The organism is Vibrio sp. 9-16B-A1, from assembly GCF_056726165.1.
Genome location: NZ_JBSDZD010000002.1, coordinates 449,736 through 470,842, shown reverse-complemented (window position 1 = coordinate 470,842; position 21,107 = coordinate 449,736). Strand labels below are relative to the sequence as shown.

Here is a 21,107-nt window from a genome sequence, read left to right as displayed (position 1 = left end):
TTTGTGTCAGGATCAGAGTGCTAAATTAGCATTTTGTTAACCGTACCTCGTTTGGTGCCTGCAGAGCCCATTGCGACGGTATCACAGGCACAGGGAGGCTTTGTGAACCGAACTGATCAAGAAGGAACTATTTATCATGCAGCTCACCATTATGGTGTTTCTGTATGTTGGGATTGACGGGAAGTGCCGGATTGGGAAAGCAGGAAGATAGTGAGGGGATAAGTAAAGTCCTGGCATTAGTGCCAGGACTTTAGCGGTTGTTTATCTGCGGAGAATTACTGCACCAGGGTGTAGAAAATCGCAGAGATAGACACCAGACCAATGATGGTGATGAATACGTTGCTCAGTTTGCCTGAATACTTCTTCATCGCCGGTACTTTGTGAATTGCGTACATCGGCATGATGAACAACAGGGTAGCGATGATTGGGCCGCCCAGGCTCTCAATCATACCCAGAATGCTTGGGTTCAGGGTGGCTACCAGCCAGGTGGTGACCAGCATAAACAGTGCGCTGAAGCTGTTCAGTGCTTTGTTTGAAACCTGCTTGCCACGCTCGCGGGTCACTTTCAGTACCAGACCGTTCAGACCTTCTACTGCGCCCAGGTAGTGGCCCAGGAATGACTTGGTGATCGCGATGATAGCAACAACTGGTGCCGCATAAGCGATAGCCGGGGTATTAAAGTGGTTCGCCAGGTAAGTCAGGATAGATACGTTCTGCTCTTTCGCTTCAGCAAGGTTCGCCGGAGACAGGCTCAGTACACAGCTGAATACGAAGAACATTACGGTAGCAACCATCATTACGTGTGCAATCGCCAGGATTTTTGAACACTGCTTCTCTGCATTTGCGCCGTACTCTTTCTGCTTGGCAACCGCAAAAGAAGAGATAACCGGAGAGTGGTTAAACGAGAATACCATTACCGGCAGGATCAGCCAGATAGCCATACCTACACCACCGATAGAGCCGCCTTCAGGGATAACCTGTTCGAAGATAGCGCCGTTCCATTCAGGAACCAGGTAAAGAGCAAGCATCAGCAGTACTGCCACAAACGGGAATACCAGCATACTCATGGCTTTGATGATCAGTTGCTCACCCAGACGAACGATAGCCATCAGGCCAACGATCAGCATCAGAGCCAGCAGGGCGCGGCCAGGTGACGCCATACCCAGCTGCTGGGTCATAAAGCTTTCAACGGTGTTAGTCAGTGCTACTGAGTAAACCAGCAGAATTGGGTAGATAGCAAAGAAGTAAAGCAGGGTGATCAGTTTACCCATGCCTGCGCCAAAGTGCTCTTCTACTACTTCGGTGATGTCTGCGCCCGGGTTAGAGCTCGACAGTACAAAGCGGGTCATGCCACGGTGAGCAAAGTAGGTCATAGGCAGAGCCAGTACCGCCATAACCAGCAGCGGGATCAGGCCGCCAACACCGGCGTTGATTGGCAGGAACAGAGTACCGGCACCTACAGCGGTACCGTACAGGCCCAGTGCCCAAACGGTGTCAGATTTGCTCCAGCCAGATGCTTTTGGCTGTGCGATTTCAAGAGTGTTGTCTTTTACTGCGTCCATTAAGGACTCTCCTCTAAACGGTGATTTATCGCGTCAAAGGATCCAGTTGTTTCTCTTCCATGTTTCGCGAGGCAAAAGCAGACCCGCCCTGTTAAGGGAAATAAATGGGTTGGGAACATTATTGATGACGGCGCTGGATATCAGCGCGAAGACGATTCCGTGGTCTTATACCAACTTCATTGTTTGGTATTAATTGTGAGTCCGTGCGGCATTAAGCTGTCAATATAGTCTGCCTGAATATCGCTGAATTAAAAAAAACCTTCTAAAACCAATAGAATCCAAAAGACGGAGCGAAGTATAGGGGATTCGACGTGATACAAAAATTGATCCAGAACAATGTGCGGATTGTTTGAGTGTTTCGTATGCGTTTTAAGTTAACATTTTTCACATGAATGGTTTGCTTTTAAATAATGGAGATTTGACCCTTGTTCCCTAATTGCATTTAGCTGACTTATTGGTTTAGCCCCGTCTTTATGGGGCTGAGTGAAAGCGTTGGAAAATGGAATCCTTTCATTCATAAACTCTGGTGTTGAATGGTTTGTTAATGAATTATGTGTTTTGATCGGCAGATTGAGCCGTTGAAGCCGGTTTGTTGCGGGTTAATCGCCAGCACATCAGTGATCCCAGGGTCACCATAAGTACACCTGGCACAAAGCTGGCAGGCAGTGAAACCTGCAAAAACAGGGCTGAAAACAGGGTAGAGAAGACAGGGGTGAAGTAGGAAATGGTGGCGAGCAGTACCATGTTGCCGCGCATGATGGCGATGTTCCACAGACCATAGCCTCCGGCGATCACCGAACCGGCAGCAAAAAGGTAGCCAAAAGCAGCCGGACTCCATTCCATAGGAGGAGTATCTGTGATGGCGTATTTCACCCACAGTACCAGTGCGGTGAGCATAAAAAACGGCGCAATGGCATTTTGCTTTGAGCGCTGGCGCTGGGTGAAGTTGCAGTAGAACGCCCACAGAAACGCGCCGGTAAAGGCCAGCGCATAAACAAGCGGATTATGTGCTACGTTTTCGGCCATGCCACTTAATGAAAGACCGCTGTTACCACTGACCGCAATCACCACCCCGGAGAATGCCACGGCGATAGCCGGATAGAGCAGAAGATTGGTTTTTTTGCCGCTAAGCAGCACGGCCATCAGAACCGTCAGAGCAGGCCACAGGTAGTTTACTACCGATACTTCTATTGCCTGCAGCCGGTTGTCGGCAAAGCCCAGCGAGAGTGACAGACAGACTTCGTAGGCAGCAAATAGCGCCCCGCCAATCAACACGTAGCGCCAGGATATCTTCCTCCAGTCCGGCATGCCCACAACAGCCCAAAGCATCAGCGAGGCGACAGTGTACATACTTGCCGCGCCCCCAACAGCCCCCAGGTGCTCAGCCACGCCCCGGGCAAAAGCCACCAGACAGCTCCAGAGTAAAACGGCGATAACGCCAAACAGGGTATAGCGGGATTGAGAAGACACAGGGAATACCGACACAGCAAAAGAGCTTAATCTACCTGAGAGATGCCAGTTTGAAAAGGTGTGATGTTGATCACGCAATTCCTTCCGTGTTCTGAATGGTGTTGAAGCCAGACTGGGAAGAGCAAGATTTGCTTCAAATCCCTGTTTCCACGAATCAGGAGACGAAAAAAAACGCTGTCTTCACAGCGGTATCTTTGAATGAGGCGGAGCCAGACAAGGAACAGGGGGATTTACTCAAATCCCTGCTTCCGCGATCTCAGGACGAAAAAAAACCGCTAAATGATTAGCGGTTTTTTTAGAATGTGGCGGAGAGATAGGGATTTGAACCCTAGATACGCTATTAACGTATGCCGGTTTTCAAGACCGGTGCTTTCAACCACTCAGCCATCTCTCCGTTGTTGGTGCGCATAATAATAGGGGGCTGGGGACTTGTAAACCCCTGATTTGTCTGTTTGCTGCAATTATGCGCAATTGACGTCGATTTTTGTTTGAGTGCCGCTTTGTTGAACACTTTTCATGGATATGAAAAAGCCCGCAACTTAAAAAGCTGCGGGCTTAAATAATGGTCGGACTGGCCGGATTTGAACCGGCGACCCCTGACACCCCATGACAGTGCGCTACCAAGCTGCGCTACAGTCCGACTGAAAATCATGTTATGCAGCCGGACATATATCGTCAATCACTTTTGGCTGAAATGTGACTCAAGTGACTGATTTTTATTCACCTTCGTTGAAGAAGCGCTTCTGTTCAGACAGTCCCTGAAGCAGGATGGACAGCTTGGGTTTGGCATCGTCCAGACGTTTGTACTCAGCGTCATAGACTTTGTAGTTACCAAACTTGTCGACCACTGTGGTGCGCTTGTCGGTGATGATCGCGACTTCACGGCGGTCACCGGCGATGATCCACTGGCGGTTCTCTTTATCAAACAGATTTTTACCGCTGCTGAAATCTTTCGGATTCGAGGACACACCGATCAGCTCGTTCAAAATGGTCGCCGGGAAGTCCAGGTGGCTGGTCTTATGGGTGAACACCTGAGCTTCGGTATTCGGCCAGTGGACAATCATCGGCACCTGGAGCTGGTAGCGGCTGTAGTTGCTGTTTGAGCCCCAGGAGTTGGTCTTGGTGTCATTAAATTCTGTGCCGTGGTTTGATGTGAATACCACCACGGTGTTTTCCATCAGTCCTGACTGTTCAAGAGTGTCGAGGATGTTTTTTACCATCTGATCGGCGCTGGTTACGGACTTATGGTAAGCCGCTTTTACGCGCTCTGACGGATTCAGGCTCTTCACCTCTGATAACATCTGGAACGACTCATAGTCAGCGATGGTGTTGAGTTCGATGTAACCAAACCATGGCTGCGACGGATCCGTTGCCATCCAGTCCTGCCATTTGCTGATGGCCTTAACATCACTGGTTTCTTCGTCAACGGTTTCTGATTGAGTAATGGTGCGGAAGATGGTCTCGTGGTAGAGGTCATCATCGAAGTTATCACCACTGAACAGGCCAAACTGGTAGTCTTTGTCTTTCAGCTCTGAAAGCATCAGCGGCATGTCGCCCTGAGCTTTAATACTGTCGGCATAGCTGCTTGGCAGTCCGTAAAACAGACCAAACACACCGTACATGTCGTTACTGGCGCTGTAGTGGTTAGTAAAGTACTGGCTGTTTTGGGCAAACTGATACAGGTTTGGTGTTTTTTCTTCGCTGACGGTATCGGCACGAAGGTTATCCAGCATCACGACCAGCAGGTTATAGCGGTCACCACGGCTGTTGTACTGCAGCGGTTCGAGCGGGTATTTCACCAGTTTGGTTTCACCGGTGTAATCTTCCAGCCTTTCCAGATATTCACTACGGTCGAGCAGGCCATGGCGCTCCATGAAGCTCTTGGCGGTCATCGGGTAAGAGAGCGGGAAGTTCGCGCGCTGGCTGGTGATCGGGCCATAGAAATAGGCATCCGCCCAGACATACATCAGATGGCTGCCGACAAAGCAGGTAAACAGTACCGCGGCAAGCGGGCGACCGACGTGTTTGTGAGCCAGACGGCGCTGTTTGCGCCATACCCACTCAGACAGAGCCAGCTGCAGCAGGAAGATGACCGGTACCACGATAAACAGCTGCTGCCATTCCGGGACGATATTGCCTTCCTTGCTGGTCAGCATTTCCCAGATCACCGGATTGATATGCAGGTGCATCTGCTGATAGACCTGAGTATCGAGTAACAGGCCTGTCAGTCCTGCGGTAGCAAAACAGACCGCGACAAAGCGGTAGAGCTTGCGTGAAGGCAGGATAAAGGTGACCGGGAAAAGAACCAAAATGTAGATAGCGAAAATCAGGAAGCTGAAATGACCTACCCATGAAACAGCAAGGTAGGTTTGCCCCAGGAAGGATTCCGGCCATGGTGACTGAGTGATATAGCGGGTACCAATCAGCATTGCAGCAATAATGTTGAAGAAGGCAAACCAGTGCCCCCAACTCACCAGACGGGAAACCCGTTGACCGTATGTGTTTTCGCTATCTACCATTTATTTTTCGTTCTTATTTGTGTTTAGTGGCTTTTACTGTCGTCTACAGAAGAAATCAGTGCCTGAGCAAATTTTTCAGCAATTGCTTTACGTTGTGAAGGTGCAACGCTTTGATTTAAGACATTGGTTGCGATATTTCCTGCGATCATCAGGGAAAGCTCACTGTTTGCCCCGTGTTTTTCCAGTACCGCGGCGACTTCCGCAAGAATGGTTTCAACTTGTTGATCGCTGTATTTAGATGTAATAGGCATAAAGACTCTGCTAATGATAGTGAAAGCGGCTTATGATAACCTACTCTCTCGTTCAACTGAAACCTCAACGTAAACTAAATTCACTATGAGCCTGAATCTTTCCAACGTCATACTTCACCAGCTGGTCAAAAACGATCAGGATGAACTGGTCGTTCATTTCCGGGAAACCGCTCTTGAGCATTCTGCTTCAACCGAAAATCTGGTTGCCGAGCTGCACCGTGTCTTTAACAGCAAAGCGGGAAAAGGCTTTGGTTCGTTTAGTTCCGACAGCGAATTTAAGCTATGGTTGCAAGAATTTCGCCAGGATGAGAGAGACTTCTATGATTTTTCTCAGCAGAGCGCAACCCGTCTGAAAAATGAGCTGGCTAAATACCCGTTTGCTGATGAAGGCATTCTGGTTATGGCTGAATATCAGTCACTTGCGACTGACTATCTGTTTATTGGCGTGCTGCCATCCAACCAGAGCCTGAAAGTGACAGAAGGACTGGAAGTGAGTGCGACCGACTACCTGGACATCAGCAAAATGGACATAGCAGCAAGAATTGACCTCTCTGTTTACTTTTCTGATCCGGAATCCAACCGTTACCTGACCTTTATTAAAGGCCGGGTTGGCCGTAAGGTTTCGGATTTCTTCCTGGATTTCCTGCAGGCGGAAGTGGGGCTGGATACCAAACAGCAAAACCAGATCCTGATGCAGGCGGTGGAAGATTTTTGCAGTGACTCCAAGCTGGAAAAAGAAGAAGCGGTCAGTTACCGCAAGCAGGTTGCCGAGTACTGTACAGAACAGCTGAAAGCCGGTGATGAGGTGATGATCCAGGAACTGTCTGGTGAACTGCCAGCCAGCTCAGACGGCACCAGCTTTTTGGACTACACTAAAGAGCAAGGCTATGAATTAGAAGAAAGTTTTCCGGCAGACCGCACCGCAGTACGCAAACTGACCAAGTTTGTTGGTGCTGGTGGCGGCGTATCGGTTAACTTTGATGCCATGCTGCTTGGCGAGCGGGTGTTCTACGATCCGGAAAGCGATACGCTGACCATCAAAGGGACACCACCGAATCTGCGCGATCAGCTGACACGCAGAAACTCTTAGTAGTTAAGGCGGAGCCGTAATGGCTCCGTTGTTATATCCCGCGGTTATGATGGAATGCGCGAATAGCAGGAATAAGGACAGTTATGGCAGGACGAGGGTTATTAATTGGTGTACTGGTCTGGATTGCCTTTTCCGCCATGGCCGGGATGCGTCTGTATGCCGGTTATCAGCAGGAGCTCAAGTTCTCGCTTCTCTCCGCTCAGCTTGAGGAGCTGCGCCACAGCCTTTCTATGCCGCCCAGTCTGAAAAGCCGCCAGCAGGACCGGGTTGCCCTCAGTGCCCAGATTGTTCGCTCCGTCCGTTACCAGCTTGAAGGTAACATGCAGGAGGTAAGCTTCAGCCCGGATATGAGCCACTTCTTCTATTCGGTAGACCGTTATCTTGAAAGAGTTCGCGGGTTTGTCGCGCTGCAGTCCGGCATTGAGGCTCTTGCCGATGAACTGGAGCAGGCACAGTGGAACCAGACGATGCCAGTGGCTGCCCGAAACTCATACTATCAGCTGGCCGCGTATATGTTCAGCGCTCTGAGCGCGGACCACAGTGAGCGTCCTATCAGTTATCAGGCGCTTGAAGTACTGTTGCTTGAATCCGGCCAGCTTCCTTCCCCTTATCGTGAACAGTTCCGGCGTTTGCTTTCAGAAGCTTCGCGGGTACTGGCGCAGCACGCGCAGGCCGGGCGTCTGGCGGATGAACTTCTCAGTCCTTCGCTGGCGACCGAATTGAATCAGGCACTGGCTTCCATGCAACGCCTTCAGATGGTCATTGCCACCGGTTGGGGAGCACTTTCTTCAGCGCTGCTGCTTGGGCTGCTTTTTTGGCAGCGCAGGTCTGCCAAACCGGTGCGGGTCGCCGGGGAGGTGACAGCGGTTGTTGCCGATGTCGATGTTTCAGAGCCTCAGCTTCCGGAATTTGTGCCTTCATCCCGTGCGGTTTCAAAGCCTGTTGTGGAGCAGGAGCCAGCAACTCCGGAACTGGTATTTGATGTTGAATATGTTCTTGATACGTTTGACCATGATCAGGAGTCGGTGAACATGGTACTGGAGGTGTTTTTGCAGGACCATGCTGAAGATGCCGCTAAACTTAAAGAGCAGCTTCATACTGATCTGCAGGGAGCGATACGAACAGTACACAGCCTGAAAGGGATCTCGGGTAACCTTGGCGCGGCTGCTATGAAAACCATAGCGCAGGATTATGAGCTGGAGCTCAGGCAGGGCGGACAGCTGAGTGATGAGCAGCTGGGCGAACTTGAAAAAACACTCGGGGAAGTGGTGGACCAGGTTCGCAGCTATTTGGTTGAGCAACAAAAGGTTTGATAAGCGATATACCCCGGCCAAAAGAAAGACTAGAATAGCGCCGGATCACCCGATACAGGCACGAAAATGACAACTCATCCGTTCAAATGGGCGCTGACTATAGCGATGGTTTATGCTTTGTCCGCATGTTCACTGCTTGAGGTTAAGCTGGACTCTCAAACAACGCCGCTGACGCAGCAGGAACTCAATATGCGTATTCTTACCCGCGAATACGCAAAAACCTTTTTTACTCAGGTAGAAGACTCTGCCGAGCGCATTTCGGCGCTTTACCCTTCTGATGACAAAATCAATCAGTCCAACCTGCTGATTTGGCAGATCTACGCCCTTGAAGGGATGCAGAATGCTGCTTATCAGGTCTCCCCGACAGCAGGCCTTATCGATACCTGGGTGTTTACCCTGCAGATGGAGCAGTTTTTTGCTTCCGGAAATGGCAAAACCCTGTTCGCCAGTGAAGATGCACTGACTACCAGCAAGCTGTTGTCAGAGCAGGTGGATGGCCTGGCACGCCGGATTCTGGGTGAGCAGAGCTACCAGTCCAGCCGGGGATTTGTGCATGAGTTTGTTCGTGAACACCCGTTCGAGAGGATTTGGTTCCGCCGCACGCCGGCGTTTAATGACTGGCTGGCGTATCAGGAAATTGATGATACAGAAGCGGTTACCACTCTGGGCACCATGCCGGAAGCTCTTGGCGATGTATCAGACCGGCTGAGTCTGGTTTCTGAGCAGACGCCAAAAATCATGGGCTGGAAAGCAGAACTGATCGCCATGAACAGTACCGTCAGTGGTGAGAAGCTCAACCAGACCCTCGACAGCATCACTGAGACTTCTTACAAATTCCAGGACTTCGTACAAAATAACCCGGAATACATGCGTTATTTAGCAAAAGAGATGGGCAGGGAGCTGCAGCCCCTGCTCAAAGATCTCGATGCCATGACTACAGAGCAGATGTCTAAGCTGACTGAAGAGCGCAAAGCCCTTGACGAAATGGTGGCCCGTGAGCGGGGGGAAATCGCGCTGGTGGTCGCTGAGCAAAGGGCTCTGATGACCCAGGACCTGGACAAACTCTCCAAAGATGTGGTGGAACTGGCTCTTCAGGAGCTGACCAAACTCATCAAAAGCGTGCTGATTTACTTCATCCTGTTTGTACTGGTGATCTTCTTTGCGCCGTTTGGCCTTGGTTATCTGATGGGCAAAAAAGTAAGTAAGAACTCCTGACACCCGCCTTTATAAGCGGAAAAGCTGTGGTTTTTCCGCTTCACAACGACTATTTACACTTTTTCGCTGAAAAAGGTTGTTTTCATTCGCGTAACCTTTTATAGATGGAGGATATCTGTTTTATACACAAGGAGCGTAAGAATGATGAGAGTAGGTCTGGTCGGCTGGCGTGGTATGGTAGGCTCCGTACTAATGCAGCGAATGGTTGAAGAGCGGGATTTCGACCTGATTGAGCCGGTATTTTACAGTACTTCGCAGGTGGGCATTGATGCACCAAACTATGGTAAAGATGCCGGTCTGCTCCAGGATGCTTTTGATATTGACAGCCTGAAACAGCTCGACGCGGTAATCACCTGTCAGGGTGGTGGCTATACGGAAAAAGTTTACCCGGCACTGCGCGCCGCAGGCTGGAAAGGTTACTGGATTGACGCCGCTTCTACCCTGCGGATGAAAGAAGACTCCATCATTACGCTGGACCCGGTTAACCTTGCTCAGATCCAACAGGGCATCCATTCTGGCACTAACACTTTTGTAGGCGGTAACTGTACCGTTTCCCTGATGTTGATGGCACTGGGCGGCCTGTATGAAAAAGGTCTGGTTGAGTGGATGAGTGCCATGACCTATCAGGCAGCTTCCGGCGCTGGTGCCAAAAATATGCGCGAGCTTATCTCTCAGATGGGTGTCGTGAACGATTGTGTCAGCTCTGAGTTGGCAGATCCTTCAAGCTCTATCCTGGATATCGACAAGAAAGTGGCCGATACCCTGCGCTCCTCTTCATTCCCTGTTGACCAGTTCGGCGTTCCGCTGGCGGGCTCACTGATCCCATGGATCGACGTGAAGCGCGACAACGGCCAGAGCAAGGAAGAGTGGAAAGCGGGTGTGGAAGCGAACAAGATCCTTGGCCTTCAGGATTCACCTGTGCCAATCGACGGTACCTGTGTACGTATCGGTGCGATGCGCTGTCACGCTCAGGCATTGACCATCAAACTGAAGCAAAATGTGCCAATGGATGAGATCGAAGAGATGATCGCGACCCACAATGAGTGGGTAAAAGTGATCCCGAACGAGCGCGACATCACCGCTCAGGAGCTGACCCCGGCTAAAGTAACCGGCACTCTGTCCATCCCGGTAGGCCGCCTGCGCAAGATGTCGATGGGTGACGACTTCCTCAATGCTTTCACCGTTGGCGACCAGCTGTTGTGGGGCGCTGCCGAACCACTGCGCCGTACGCTGCGGATTATTTTGGCGGAGAAGTAAGCGGGGCTCACGCTTCGTTTATGCAGCTGAATTTGGAAAACGCACTGCCTGGGAGGGTGGTGCGTTTTTGTTTTAAGGTTCTGGGCTCTAGGCCCTGGGGGAGATCGTTGAATGTTATGTGAGAAATTTATTTTCAGTGATTGATTTCATTAAGGGGCAGTGAAAACATCTTGCAGCACCCAGCACCCAGCACCCAGCACCCAGCACCCAGCACCCAGCACCCAGCACCCAGCACCCAGCACCCAGCACCCAGCACCCAGCACCCAGCACCCAGCACCCAGCACCTACCTCCGCTTCACCGGTACCACCCGTTCCCCCGGTGTCGCCAGTTCCCCGCCACAATGCTTACAGTACATCGCATCTGTTTCGTGTCCGCTCTGGGAGCAGTTTGGGCATTTGACCAGTGCGCGGTGGGCGGCGATTTCCTGGCTGAGTTCTGCGGTGATGATACCGGTCGGGACGGCCAGGATGGAGTAACCGAGCAACATGGTCAGTGCGGCAAGGCCTTTACCCAGTACTGTCTGGGGAACGATGTCGCCGTAACCGACGGTGGTGATGGTGACAATGCCCCAATAAATGCTTTGCGGAATACTGGTAAAGCCATTTTCCGGCCCCTCAACCACATACATCAGTGCGCCAATGATAGTTACCAGAATGGCGACGGTACTGAAGAAGACAAACACCTTGCGTCGTGACATAAGCAGCGAGCGTAACAGAAGGTTAGAGTCCTGAAGGAAGCGAACCAGTTTCAGGATCCGGAAAATTCGCATCACCCTCAGCAGACGGATCACCGCCATATAGGTAGCCCCCGGGAACAGGAATGCCAGGTAAGTCGGCAGGATTGCCAGCACATCTACGATGCCATAAAAACTGCGGGCATAGGCCAGGGGTTTGGGGGAGCAGTAAATCCGGGCGAGGTACTCAATGGTAAACAGCAGGGTAAAGCCATACTCAGCGTAGCGCAGCCAGGTGCCGTATGCCTGATTGACCGAGGGGATTGAGTCCAGGATCAGCGTGGTCAGTGAGGCAAGGATAGCGGCAATCAGAACAATATCAAAGCGGCGCCCACCCGGGGTGTGGGTGCCAAAAATGATCACATACAGATGATGTTTGAAGGGGTGTTTCTTGGCCATAAATGTTGCTCAATCTCAATACCGGACTGAGCAACATTGTAACTAAATTAGAGAGTTAGGCCAGCCCCGGGAACAGATTACGCACGCCGTTAGCAATAAACTCGATACCCAGTGCCGCCAGGATCAGGCCCATGATACGGGTGATCACGTTGATGCCGGTTTGCCCCAGGAAGCGCACGATATAAGGCGCTGAGCGAAACAGCAGCCAGCTGCAGAACGCGAAAGCCATCACTGTAATCGCGATTGCAACAGTATCAATTAAGGTCGGATAGCGCGATCCGAATACAATAGTGGAGCTGATTGCGCCCGGGCCGGCCATCAATGGCATTGCCAGCGGTACAATACCGATCTGCTCACGGCTGATGTATTCCGATTTCTCCTGTTTGTTCTGCTTATCTTCACCCAGCTTACCGCTCATCATCGAAAACGCGATGCTCATCAGCAGCAGACCACCGGCAATCCGGAATGAGTCCAGCGAGATACTGAACATATCCAGCAGCGCCTGACCGGCCAGCAGAGAGACGATAAGGATTACCGCAACGCCGATATTGGCGGTAGTGGCGGTTTTGATTTTCTCTTCGGGAGACATATGGCTGGTGAGTGACACAAAGATCGGCATGATGCCAACCGGGTTTACTGCCGCAACCAGTCCCAGAAAGAACTGTAGATAAATCGCAATTTCAATAGTTTGCATGACAGGAACATCTCAATAGCAAGAATGGAACGGGGAACTGGTCAAATGTAAGGGAACTGCCGGGGAAATACGAGTAAATTCTCACTGCTCTGCAGATACTGTCTTGCGGTTCACGCATTTATTAAACAGATGAGGAAGGATAAATGTGATCAAACGGGTTTCACTGCGTCTTATTTGTTGGAAAACAACAAGCTAAGTCAGGCAGATCAAGTTTTGCTGTTGATTCTGTTAACAAATGCACATTTTTAACAAAATCGCCTCCTTGTTGTGGTGATGTGTGTCACACCGTATATACTGCTGTGTAGCACGTGCTTATATGAAGGTGCGTTTGTAGTTTTGGTTAAAAATGAAACTTTTTTACAGGTTGACCAAGGACTATTTCATTAGATTGGTCTAATGGATGTTTTTTTGTTCAGTTCGTGAAATAAAGGGAATGTCCTTTAATATCAGCTGGTTATGTTGCTTTTAATAATTCTGTCAAATACGTCACTGGAATTAATTTTCCAGAACTGATCTGAGTCAATTTTTTTACAACTTTGAAAGATTATACTCAGTTTTGAAAGCAATTTACTAAGTGTGTCATTCACGCCGGGCCTTAGTTATCAAAGGCTAAAGAGCAGAAACGGTCGACTTAATAAATGGTTTTTAAATATTCTGTAAATCTTTAGGAGATTCATTATGCCTGTAACAAATGTGGCTGAACTGGATGCAATGGTTGCTCGCGTTAAAGCGGCACAAGCGGAGTTCGCAACTTACTCTCAGGAGCAAGTTGACAAAATTTTCCGCGCAGCATCTCTGGCTGCTAACCAAGCCCGTATTCCTCTGGCGCAACAAGCGGTAGCAGAATCTGGCATGGGTATCGTGGAAGATAAGGTAATCAAGAACCACTTTGCATCTGAGTACATCTACAACAAGTACAAAGATGAGAAAACCTGTGGCATTCTTGAAGAAGACGACAGCATGGGCACCATGACTATCGCTGAGCCTGTAGGTATCATCTGTGGCATCGTACCAACCACTAACCCAACTTCAACAGCGATCTTCAAATCTCTGATCTCTCTGAAAACACGTAACGGCATCATCTTCTCGCCACACCCACGTGCTAAAAACTCAACCAACGATGCAGCTAAACTGGTTCTGGACGCAGCAGTAGCAGCAGGCGCCCCAAAAGACATCATCGGTTGGATCGACCAGCCTTCTGTTGAGCTGTCTAACGCTCTGATGAAGCACGATGACATCGCACTTATCCTTGCAACTGGTGGCCCAGGCATGGTTAAAGCTGCTTACTCTTCTGGTAAGCCAGCAATCGGTGTAGGTGCAGGTAACGTTCCTGTAGTTATCGATGAAACTGCTGACGTTAAGCGTGCAGTAGCTTCTATCCTGATGTCTAAGACTTTCGATAACGGCGTAGTGTGTGCTTCTGAGCAGGCTGCAATCGTAGTTGACGCAGTATACGACGAAGTGAAAGAGCGTTTCGCAACTCACAAAGCTTACGTTCTGACTAAAGCTGAAGCAGATAAAGTGCGTAAAGTACTTCTTATCGACGGCGCACTGAACGCGAAAATCGTTGGTCAGCCAGCTCCTGCAATCGCAGAAATGGCTGGTGTTAAAGTTCCTGCAGACACTAAAGTTCTGGTTGGTGAAGGTCTGGGTAAAGTATCTTACGACGACGCATTCGCTCACGAGAAACTGTCTCCGACTCTGGGTCTGTTCCGCGCTGACAACTTCGAAGACGCAGTTGCTCAGGCAGTAACTATGGTTGAAATCGGTGGTATCGGTCACACATCTGGCCTGTACACTAACCAGGACGTAAATGCAGACCGCATCCGTTACTTCGGTGACAAGCTGAAAACTGCACGTATTCTTGTAAACATTCCAACCACTCACGGTGGTATCGGTGACCTGTACAACTTCAACGTTGCACCGTCTCTGACTCTGGGTTGTGGCTCTTGGGGCGGTAACTCAATCTCTGAGAACGTAGGTCCTAAGCACCTGATCAACAAGAAAACTGTTGCTAAGCGAGCTGAAAACATGTTGTGGCATAAACTACCTAAATCTATCTACTTCCGTCGTGGCAGCCTGCCAGTTGCTCTGGGCGACCTGGAAGGTAAGAAGCGTGCATTCCTGGTTACTGACCGCTTCCTGTTCAACAATGGTTACGCTGATGAAGTAGTTAGCCTGCTGAAAGCACAGGGCATGGAAGTTCAGACTTTCTTCGACGTAGAAGCGGATCCAACTCTGTCTGTTGTTGAGAAAGGTGCAGAAGCGATGAAGAGCTTCCAGCCTGACGTAATCCTGGCTCTGGGCGGTGGTTCTCCAATGGATGCTGCTAAGATCATGTGGGTTATGTACGAGCACCCTGAAACAGCGTTCGAAGAGCTGGCAATGCGCTTTATGGATATCCGTAAGCGTATCTACAAGTTCCCTAAAATGGGTGAGAAAGCTGAGCTGGTATGTATCACTACCACTTCAGGTACTGGTTCTGAAGTTACTCCATTTGCAGTTGTAACTGACGACAAGACTGGCGCGAAATACCCGCTGGCTGACTACGAGCTGACTCCAAACATGGCTATCGTAGATGCTAACCTGGTTATGAACATGCCTAAGTCTCTGACTGCGTTTGGTGGTTACGATGCAGTAACTCACGCACTGGAAGCTTACGTTTCTGTTCTGGCGAACGAATACTCTGACGGTCAGGCTCTGCAGGCACTTAAGATGCTGAAAGAATACCTGCCTTCAAGCTACGCGAACGGCGCAAACGACCCAATCGCTCGTGAGAAAGTACACAACGCAGCAACTATCGCTGGTGTGGCATTTGCGAACGCATTCCTGGGTGTGTGTCACTCAATGGCTCACAAAATTGGTAATGCATTCCACCTGCCTCACGGTCTGGCGAACGCACTGCTGATTTCTAACGTTGTACGTTACAACGCGAACGACAACCCAACCAAGCAAACTGCATTCTCTCAGTACGACCGTCCACAGGCACGTCGTCGTTACGCTGAAGTTGCTGACCACCTGGGTCTGTCTCAGGCTGGCGACCGCACTGCTCAGAAGATTGAGCGTCTGCTGGCATGGCTGGAAGAACTGAAAGGTAACCTGGACATTCCTCTGTCTATCCAGGAAGCGGGTGTAAACGAAGCTGACTTCCTTGCACAGGTTGATGAGCTGTCTGTTGACGCGTTCGATGACCAGTGTACTGGTGCGAACCCACGTTACCCACTGATCTCTGAGCTGAAAGAAGTTCTGCTTGCTTCTTACTACGGTAAAGCTTTCGTTGAAGGTGAAACTTTCGAAGGTACTACTGTAATCAAGAAGAAAGAAGACCAGAAACCAGCTAAGAAAAAGTAAGAGTTCGTTAAAAGAATTCGCTAGCAATTAATAAAAAACCCCGCCATCTGGCGGGGTTTTTGTTTAAGCAAGCAAAGGTGTTTCAAAGTGGTTTTTTCGGCCGGTTCAGACTTCCGCTGAAACCACGCGGCCGTTGAAGTAGTCGTTAGTGATGATGTATTCGGTATTGCGGATCAGCTCATCCTGCAGCTGTGCCCAGTGGCCATGGTCACTATCCGGCTCATGAAAATGCACCGGGATCACCCCGCCAACCCGGATTCGAAATGGCCCCAGCTCTTTGGCCCAGCTCTGGGTCATACCGGTGATCAGTCCGTGAACATTCTCCAGTCCATCAGTGGTGTCATCGCTTTTACTGTTCGACAGATTGACAATCACGCCCTGGGTGCCGTGACGGCGCATACGCTGGGCACTTACCTGACCAAAGCTGTACAGAGGTGAGGCAAAGGTCGCCAGACCATTGGCAAACTCATCACTGCCGGTTTTTTCGCAGAACAGGGCAGGCAGCGGCTGCGAAGGCCAGTAGTTGACCAGCACATCCGGGCTCTGGCGGAAATTCTCTTCAATATAATCAAACAGCGCGTTGATGCTGCTGACTGAATGGCTGGAGAGGTGAAAGTAGTTCACCTTGTCCACCAGGTTACGGCACCGCCGGATGGTTTCAAGCAGTGCGTGAGAGTCTGTATCGGCGACAACGACCTGTGCGCCGAGTGATAAAAAATGCGTAGCCAGTGTACAGCCCAGAGCTGTCCCTGCTGATGTTACTAATACGACTGAGTTCCGTATATCCATCGGATACCTCATGCTATCTTTATGATTTTTATCAATTGCATTCTGTTCACAGCTTTTTATGAGTAACCAGTGGGTAAATAATTCGTAAGCTGTGAATAACAAGTATGGAGGAAATCTGTGGCGCGTATGTGAAAATCATCACTGTTTGAAATGATCGAAATAGTCAAGATCGGGATCTTTGCGGCTGTTCACAAATTGAGCAGGAAACGCGATGGGGGATCTCAGTTCTGAGAGGTGAGACTTTGGAGAGATGTCTCACTTATAGGGATAGAATTCAGTTGGTTACACTAGTTTTCATGCCTGGAGCTGGATCTGATTGTTCAGGCGCGCTTCGGCCATCTGCTTGTAAATATCCTGTGGAATAACCGGATTGGTTGTTTTTTGCTCAAGCAGGCGGCGTTCATGACCGGACAGGTTGTGATATACCTCCTCCGGCAGGTCGTGAGTATCAGCCGGCATGTAGCAAAGTGCGTCCGGGCTCAGGCCATGAGCCAGTTTTGAGCCGGTGATGGAACCGTTGTGAAACAGCTCAGCCTGACGTGCTGAGCGGTGGTAGCTTTCTTCATCAGAACGCAGGGTCTGAGGCTCTGGCAGGTCAAACTGACGGCGCAGGATCTGGTTGGAAACCTCAATTTCATCGATTTGCTCAACCGGCGTATTATCGCGCACATCGTTGGAGAACATAGACACCAGCAGGGCGAAGTCGGCACGACGTCCCTGATTGACGGCATTAACAATCCCACCGCCAAGGGTGAGTTCGTTAATCAGTCCCGCTTTGTCTAATGTATGTACTTGCATGATGCTCCCCGCTGGTTATTGAATTTAACGGCAGGGTGCTGAAAAGCTTTAATAAAAAAACCACGCTGGAGCGTGGTTTTTGAAAATCGCGTATAGGGGATGCGAAGTCTTATTCTTACTTGGCAAGGTTCTCTGCAACGAAGTCCCAGTTAACCAGCGCCCAGAAACCATTCATGTAGTCAGGACGAACGTTACGGTAGTCGATGTAGTATGCGTGTTCCCACAGGTCAACAGTCAGCAGAGGCGTTACGCCTTCTTCCGTCAGCGGAGTTGCCGCGTTAGACGTGTTTACGATATCCAGTGAGCCGTCAGCTTTTTTCACCAGCCAGGTCCATGATGAACCGAAGTTGTTGATTGCTGCGTCAGTGAACTTCGCTTTGAACTCTTCAAATGAGCCGAATGCTGCGTTGATCGCGTCAGCAACCGCACCTGTTGGTTCGCCGCCTGCGTTTGGCGCCAGGCAGTGCCAGTAGAAAGTGTGGTTCCAGATCTGAGCTGCGTTGTTGAAGATACCGCCGGTTGAAGTTTTGATGATCTCTTCCAGAGACTTGCCTTCGAACTCAGTGCCCGGGATCAGGCCGTTCAGCTTAACCACGTAAGTGTTGTGGTGTTTACCGTGGTGAAAATCCAGGGTTTCAGCTGAGATGTGTGGTTCCAGTGCGTCTTTTGCGTAAGGAAGAGCTGGTAGTTCAAATGCCATTACTCGATTCTCCGTTGGTAAGAAAGTGCGCATGGCGCCTTTCTGTGGTTTCCAGTGTTTTTTGTTATTCCGGTACAGCATGTGTTGAGCGTCTGTCCGGCTGACTTGCTTTCTTCTAAGTTGATCAGGTCTTCGAAATCAGAGGGAATCACGAACAACTCATCAACCTGAAATCTATTTTAGCAAGTTTTTACTTTATTAAAAGCGATGGCATTAAAAATTTTGAGTCATTTTTGTATACCCCTTAAAAACAATGAGTTAGGTGCGCGCTGTGGCACGTTGCATATGTAATGGTTTGGCTTTTGTAGCAGGAAAGCAGAAACCTTTTACTGATTGTGGTTTTTATTCTCGATTAAAACAGTAAAATGAACCTTAATCAGTCAAGTGTCCCTTAAGAGGAAGCAATGGAAACCATCGACAAAATCAAACAGCAGATTGCTGACAACTCAATTCTGCTTTACATGAAAGGCTCACCTAAGCTGCCAAGCTGTGGCTTTTCTTCGCAGGCTGCTCAGGCGCTGATGGCTTGTGGTGAGAAGTTTGCTTACGTTGATATCCTGCAAAACCCGGATATCCGTGCAGAGTTGCCAAAATACGCTCAGTGGCCGACTTTCCCGCAGCTGTGGATTGAAGGCGAGCTGATCGGTGGCTGTGACATCATTGTCGAGATGTTCCAGAAAGGCGAACTTCAGCCAATGATCAAAGAAGCGGCAGTACGCTCTGCAGACGCAGAGTAATCGCGTCGACTGTTAAAAAAGCCTGGCAACAGCCAGGCTTTTTGCGTTTCAGAGCCCGGTAAAGCGCTCCGGGTAGTCACTGAAGATGGCGTCAAGCTCAGAGAGGTGTTCGAGCTGTGAAGGCTGATTGACGGTAAAGCACCATACCTGGTAGCCGTGCTGATGAAGCGCATCGATATCAGCCTGACTGATGTGGTCGACAGACAGGTTACAGCTAAACGCGGAGAGCGTTTTCAGCCAGTGCCAGTCCTGTTCACAGAGTTCATCACTGAGTACAGCAAGGCGATAGCCCGGGCACTGTTCGGCAAGTTGTTCCAGCATGTCGTGGCTGAATGAAGAGAGCAGTATTTGATCCTGCCTGAGCCGGCAGTTATCCAGTTCAGTTCTGAGGAGTTTTGCAACCAGGATCGGGTCATGCTGGTCTATTTTGACTTCGATGTTGACGCCAATACTGTGTGCTTCGGCCAGGCGGAGCACTTCGCTCAGCGTTAAGATTTTCTCATCAGCAAAACGCTCACTGAACCAGCTGCCAAAATCGAGCTTCTTCAGCTCTGCCAGAGAGAGCTGATCAATCCGGCCCTGGCCGTTGCTGCATCGTTCCAGCGTCGGGTCATGGCAGACGACAAGGTGGCCGTCCTGGCTTGGCTGCACATCAAATTCGATCCAGCTCACTTCCATTTCAATCGCTGCCCGGAAGCTGGCAAGTGTGTTTTCAGGGTAATGCCCGGCCACGCCGCGGTGGCCAATAATTTTCAGGCTCATAACATACCGGAATAACGGGAAATAACTGGAATTAGCATACGCCTGCCCGGAACTACAGACAATAAAAAAGCGGCCATGCAGGCCGCTTTGAAAAGAGTGTATCGTTTACAGGATCACGCTTACAGCACCATGGCCGCAATCCAGCCAAAGGCGATCAGCGGCAGGTTGTAGTGGATAAAGGTCGGAACCACGGTTTCCCAGATGTGTTCGTGCTGACCATCGGCGTTCAGGCCGGATGTCGGACCCAGGGTTGAATCCGAAGCCGGTGAGCCGGCATCACCCAGTGCAGCAGCGGTACCCACCAGGGCGATGGTTGCCATAGGGGAGAAGCCAAATGCCAGTGACAGCGGAACATAGATGGTTGCGATAATCGGAATGGTCGAGAACGACGAACCGATACCCATGGTCACCAGCAGGCCAACAACCAGCATCAGCAGTGCTGCCAGTGGTTTGTTGTCACCAATGCTGGTTGACAGGGCTTCAACCAGAGACTCAACGCCGCCGGTTTGTTTCATCACCGCGGCAAAACCCGCCGCTGAAATCATGATAAAGCCGATCATTGCCATCATGTGTACGCCTTTGGTGAACACGTCGTGGGTCTCTTTCCATGCGATCACGCCGCCGAAAGTGAACACCATGAAACCCGCCAGGGCACCAACGATCATTGAGCCGGTGGCCAGCTGTACGGTCAGCGCGGCAACGATACCAGCCAGTGCCACCCAGATATGACGCGGGTTGATGGTTTTTTCATCATGCACTTCGGTCATTTCAGTTTCTGCGTAATCGCGTGGCTTGCGGTAAGTAACAAAAATCGCGGTCAGCAGGCCGACGATCATACCGGCTGCCGGCAGGATCATTGCGGTTGGAACCTGAGCAGCGCTCACTTCCAGACCGTTGTTACGCAGGTTTTCCAGCAGGATGTTATTCAGGAAAATCCCGCCAAAACCAATTGGCAGTACCATGTACGGTGTGATCAGGCCAAAGGTAAGCACACAGGCGATAAGACGGCGGTCCAGCTTCAGGCGGGCGAAAACGCTCAGCAGAGGCGGGATAAGAATAGGGATAAACGCAATGTGTACCGGGATAACGTTTTGCGACGACATGGTCACCAGTACCAGTGCGATAAGGATCGCGTACTTCACCCCGGTTGAGCCGTGGTGGTGGTTTTTGTCGTTAATGTGTTTGATGACCTTGTTGGCCAGCAGATCGGTGATACCCGATTTGGAAATCGCAACAGCAAAGGTACCCAGCATGGCGTAGCTGAGTGCGATGGTGGCACCGCCACCTAAACCGCTTTCAAAAGCGGCGATAGTATCATTAAGATCCATTCCTGCGACCAGGCCACCAATGATGGCACTGAATGTCAGGGCAACGACTACGTTGACCCGCATAAGCGCAAGAATCAGCATAATACATACAGAAATGACTACCGGATTCATATTTTTCTCGTTGTGTTGTGTTTGTCC

At 50.3% G+C, this 21,107-nt stretch carries 17 protein-coding genes and 2 tRNA genes; 6 read left to right on the top strand and 13 right to left on the bottom strand.

Annotation, left to right across the window (positions count from 1 at the left end; translation table 11 throughout):
• Positions 1 to 275: 275 nt before the first annotated feature.
• The 6 genes from ACVB80_RS05770 to ACVB80_RS05745 form a co-directional block, all read right to left on the bottom strand.
• Complete coding sequence (locus tag ACVB80_RS05770) at positions 276 to 1,562, bottom strand: HAAAP family serine/threonine permease (RefSeq protein ID WP_481080309.1); 1,287 nt, start codon at positions 1,560 to 1,562, stop codon at positions 276 to 278.
• Between the two features lie 549 nt (positions 1,563 to 2,111).
• On the bottom strand, positions 2,112 to 3,032 hold the full coding sequence (gene yddG / locus ACVB80_RS05765; RefSeq protein WP_481080308.1) for an aromatic amino acid DMT transporter YddG: 921 nt from the start codon (positions 3,030 to 3,032) through the stop codon (positions 2,112 to 2,114).
• Between the two features lie 303 nt (positions 3,033 to 3,335).
• A tRNA-Ser gene (locus ACVB80_RS05760) sits at positions 3,336 to 3,426 on the bottom strand.
• A 169-nt stretch (positions 3,427 to 3,595) separates the two neighbouring features.
• Positions 3,596 to 3,672 (bottom strand) — tRNA-Pro (locus tag ACVB80_RS05755).
• 76 nt (positions 3,673 to 3,748) lie between these two features.
• On the bottom strand, positions 3,749 to 5,551 hold the full coding sequence (locus tag ACVB80_RS05750) for a DUF3413 domain-containing protein (protein ID WP_481080307.1): 1,803 nt from the start codon (positions 5,549 to 5,551) through the stop codon (positions 3,749 to 3,751).
• A 23-nt stretch (positions 5,552 to 5,574) separates the two neighbouring features.
• A complete protein-coding gene (locus ACVB80_RS05745; protein WP_481080306.1) occupies positions 5,575 to 5,802 on the bottom strand; it encodes a YejL family protein in 228 nt (75 codons plus the stop codon).
• Between the two features lie 85 nt (positions 5,803 to 5,887).
• On the opposite strand from ACVB80_RS05745, the gene yejK reads away from it, so the two are divergent.
• The 4 genes from yejK (at position 5,888) to asd (ending at position 10,677) form a co-directional block, all read left to right on the top strand.
• The gene (yejK, locus tag ACVB80_RS05740) at positions 5,888 to 6,892 is read left to right on the top strand and encodes a nucleoid-associated protein YejK (protein ID WP_481080305.1); all 1,005 of its coding nucleotides are present in this window, start codon (positions 5,888 to 5,890) and stop codon (positions 6,890 to 6,892) included.
• Positions 6,893 to 6,975: 83 nt separating this feature from the next.
• Entirely contained in the window at positions 6,976 to 8,205 is a 1,230-nt protein-coding gene (locus ACVB80_RS05735) for an Hpt domain-containing protein (protein ID WP_481080304.1), read from the top strand.
• Between the two features lie 66 nt (positions 8,206 to 8,271).
• A complete protein-coding gene (locus ACVB80_RS05730; protein WP_481080303.1) occupies positions 8,272 to 9,420 on the top strand; it encodes a chemotaxis protein in 1,149 nt (382 codons plus the stop codon).
• A gap of 144 nt (positions 9,421 to 9,564) precedes the next feature.
• A complete protein-coding gene (gene asd, locus ACVB80_RS05725; protein ID WP_481080381.1) occupies positions 9,565 to 10,677 on the top strand; it encodes an aspartate-semialdehyde dehydrogenase in 1,113 nt (370 codons plus the stop codon).
• A gap of 284 nt (positions 10,678 to 10,961) precedes the next feature.
• On the opposite strand, the gene ACVB80_RS05720 is transcribed toward asd, so the two are convergent.
• Both ACVB80_RS05720 and ACVB80_RS05715 read right to left on the bottom strand, forming a co-directional pair.
• Entirely contained in the window at positions 10,962 to 11,810 is an 849-nt protein-coding gene (locus tag ACVB80_RS05720) for an ion transporter (RefSeq protein ID WP_481080302.1), read from the bottom strand.
• 55 nt (positions 11,811 to 11,865) lie between these two features.
• Entirely contained in the window at positions 11,866 to 12,504 is a 639-nt protein-coding gene (locus ACVB80_RS05715; protein WP_481080301.1) for a YchE family NAAT transporter, read from the bottom strand.
• Positions 12,505 to 13,182: 678 nt separating this feature from the next.
• Between ACVB80_RS05715 and adhE the strand changes: the two genes are divergently transcribed.
• Positions 13,183 to 15,855 (top strand): bifunctional acetaldehyde-CoA/alcohol dehydrogenase, encoded by a 2,673-nt coding sequence (adhE, locus tag ACVB80_RS05710; RefSeq protein WP_481080300.1) that lies wholly within the window; start codon positions 13,183 to 13,185, stop codon positions 15,853 to 15,855.
• Positions 15,856 to 15,960: 105 nt separating this feature from the next.
• On the opposite strand, the gene ACVB80_RS05705 is transcribed toward adhE, so the two are convergent.
• The 3 genes from ACVB80_RS05705 to sodB all read right to left on the bottom strand — a co-directional run bounded on the left by ACVB80_RS05705 (position 15,961) and on the right by sodB (position 18,142).
• Positions 15,961 to 16,644: an SDR family oxidoreductase gene (locus tag ACVB80_RS05705; protein ID WP_481080299.1), complete on the bottom strand. Its 684-nt coding sequence runs from the start codon at positions 16,642 to 16,644 to the stop codon at positions 15,961 to 15,963.
• Positions 16,645 to 16,938: 294 nt separating this feature from the next.
• On the bottom strand, positions 16,939 to 17,442 hold the full coding sequence (locus tag ACVB80_RS05700; RefSeq protein ID WP_481080298.1) for a VC2046/SO_2500 family protein: 504 nt from the start codon (positions 17,440 to 17,442) through the stop codon (positions 16,939 to 16,941).
• A 115-nt stretch (positions 17,443 to 17,557) separates the two neighbouring features.
• Positions 17,558 to 18,142 carry a superoxide dismutase [Fe] gene (gene sodB / locus ACVB80_RS05695; protein ID WP_481080297.1) on the bottom strand — a complete coding sequence of 195 codons (585 nt, stop codon included), beginning with the start codon at positions 18,140 to 18,142 and terminating at the stop codon, positions 17,558 to 17,560.
• Positions 18,143 to 18,546: 404 nt separating this feature from the next.
• Here sodB and ACVB80_RS05690 point away from each other — a divergent pair, with 404 nt between their 5' ends.
• The gene (locus tag ACVB80_RS05690) at positions 18,547 to 18,879 is read left to right on the top strand and encodes a Grx4 family monothiol glutaredoxin (RefSeq protein WP_481080296.1); all 333 of its coding nucleotides are present in this window, start codon (positions 18,547 to 18,549) and stop codon (positions 18,877 to 18,879) included.
• 48 nt (positions 18,880 to 18,927) lie between these two features.
• Here the strand turns inward: ACVB80_RS05690 and ACVB80_RS05685 are convergent, their stop codons facing one another.
• Together ACVB80_RS05685 and ACVB80_RS05680 are read right to left on the bottom strand one after the other, a co-directional pair.
• On the bottom strand, positions 18,928 to 19,641 hold the full coding sequence (locus ACVB80_RS05685) for a glycerophosphodiester phosphodiesterase family protein (protein WP_481080295.1): 714 nt from the start codon (positions 19,639 to 19,641) through the stop codon (positions 18,928 to 18,930).
• 119 nt (positions 19,642 to 19,760) lie between these two features.
• Positions 19,761 to 21,080 carry a Na+/H+ antiporter family protein gene (locus ACVB80_RS05680; RefSeq protein WP_481080294.1) on the bottom strand — a complete coding sequence of 440 codons (1,320 nt, stop codon included), beginning with the start codon at positions 21,078 to 21,080 and terminating at the stop codon, positions 19,761 to 19,763.
• Positions 21,081 to 21,107: the final 27 nt, after the last annotated feature.

Bases quoted from the DNA above. Each gene is read 5' to 3' on its own strand.
- sodB (WP_481080297.1), bottom strand. From the start codon at position 18,142: ATGGCATTTGAACTACCAGCTCTTCCTTACGCAAAAGACGCACTGGAA.
- ACVB80_RS05730 (WP_481080303.1), top strand. From the start codon at position 8,272: ATGACAACTCATCCGTTCAAATGGGCGCTGACTATAGCGATGGTTTAT.
- ACVB80_RS05705 (WP_481080299.1), bottom strand. From the start codon at position 16,644: ATGGATATACGGAACTCAGTCGTATTAGTAACATCAGCAGGGACAGCT.
- ACVB80_RS05745 (WP_481080306.1), bottom strand. From the start codon at position 5,802: ATGCCTATTACATCTAAATACAGCGATCAACAAGTTGAAACCATTCTT.
- ACVB80_RS05680 (WP_481080294.1), bottom strand. From the start codon at position 21,080: ATGAATCCGGTAGTCATTTCTGTATGTATTATGCTGATTCTTGCGCTT.
- ACVB80_RS05700 (WP_481080298.1), bottom strand. From the start codon at position 17,442: ATGCAAGTACATACATTAGACAAAGCGGGACTGATTAACGAACTCACC.
- yejK (WP_481080305.1), top strand. From the start codon at position 5,888: ATGAGCCTGAATCTTTCCAACGTCATACTTCACCAGCTGGTCAAAAAC.
- ACVB80_RS05750 (WP_481080307.1), bottom strand. From the start codon at position 5,551: ATGGTAGATAGCGAAAACACATACGGTCAACGGGTTTCCCGTCTGGTG.
- ACVB80_RS05685 (WP_481080295.1), bottom strand. From the start codon at position 19,641: ATGAGCCTGAAAATTATTGGCCACCGCGGCGTGGCCGGGCATTACCCT.
- adhE (WP_481080300.1), top strand. From the start codon at position 13,183: ATGCCTGTAACAAATGTGGCTGAACTGGATGCAATGGTTGCTCGCGTT.
- asd (WP_481080381.1), top strand. From the start codon at position 9,565: ATGAGAGTAGGTCTGGTCGGCTGGCGTGGTATGGTAGGCTCCGTACTA.
- ACVB80_RS05735 (WP_481080304.1), top strand. From the start codon at position 6,976: ATGGCAGGACGAGGGTTATTAATTGGTGTACTGGTCTGGATTGCCTTT.
- ACVB80_RS05770 (WP_481080309.1), bottom strand. From the start codon at position 1,562: ATGGACGCAGTAAAAGACAACACTCTTGAAATCGCACAGCCAAAAGCA.
- ACVB80_RS05690 (WP_481080296.1), top strand. From the start codon at position 18,547: ATGGAAACCATCGACAAAATCAAACAGCAGATTGCTGACAACTCAATT.
- ACVB80_RS05720 (WP_481080302.1), bottom strand. From the start codon at position 11,810: ATGGCCAAGAAACACCCCTTCAAACATCATCTGTATGTGATCATTTTT.
- ACVB80_RS05715 (WP_481080301.1), bottom strand. From the start codon at position 12,504: ATGCAAACTATTGAAATTGCGATTTATCTACAGTTCTTTCTGGGACTG.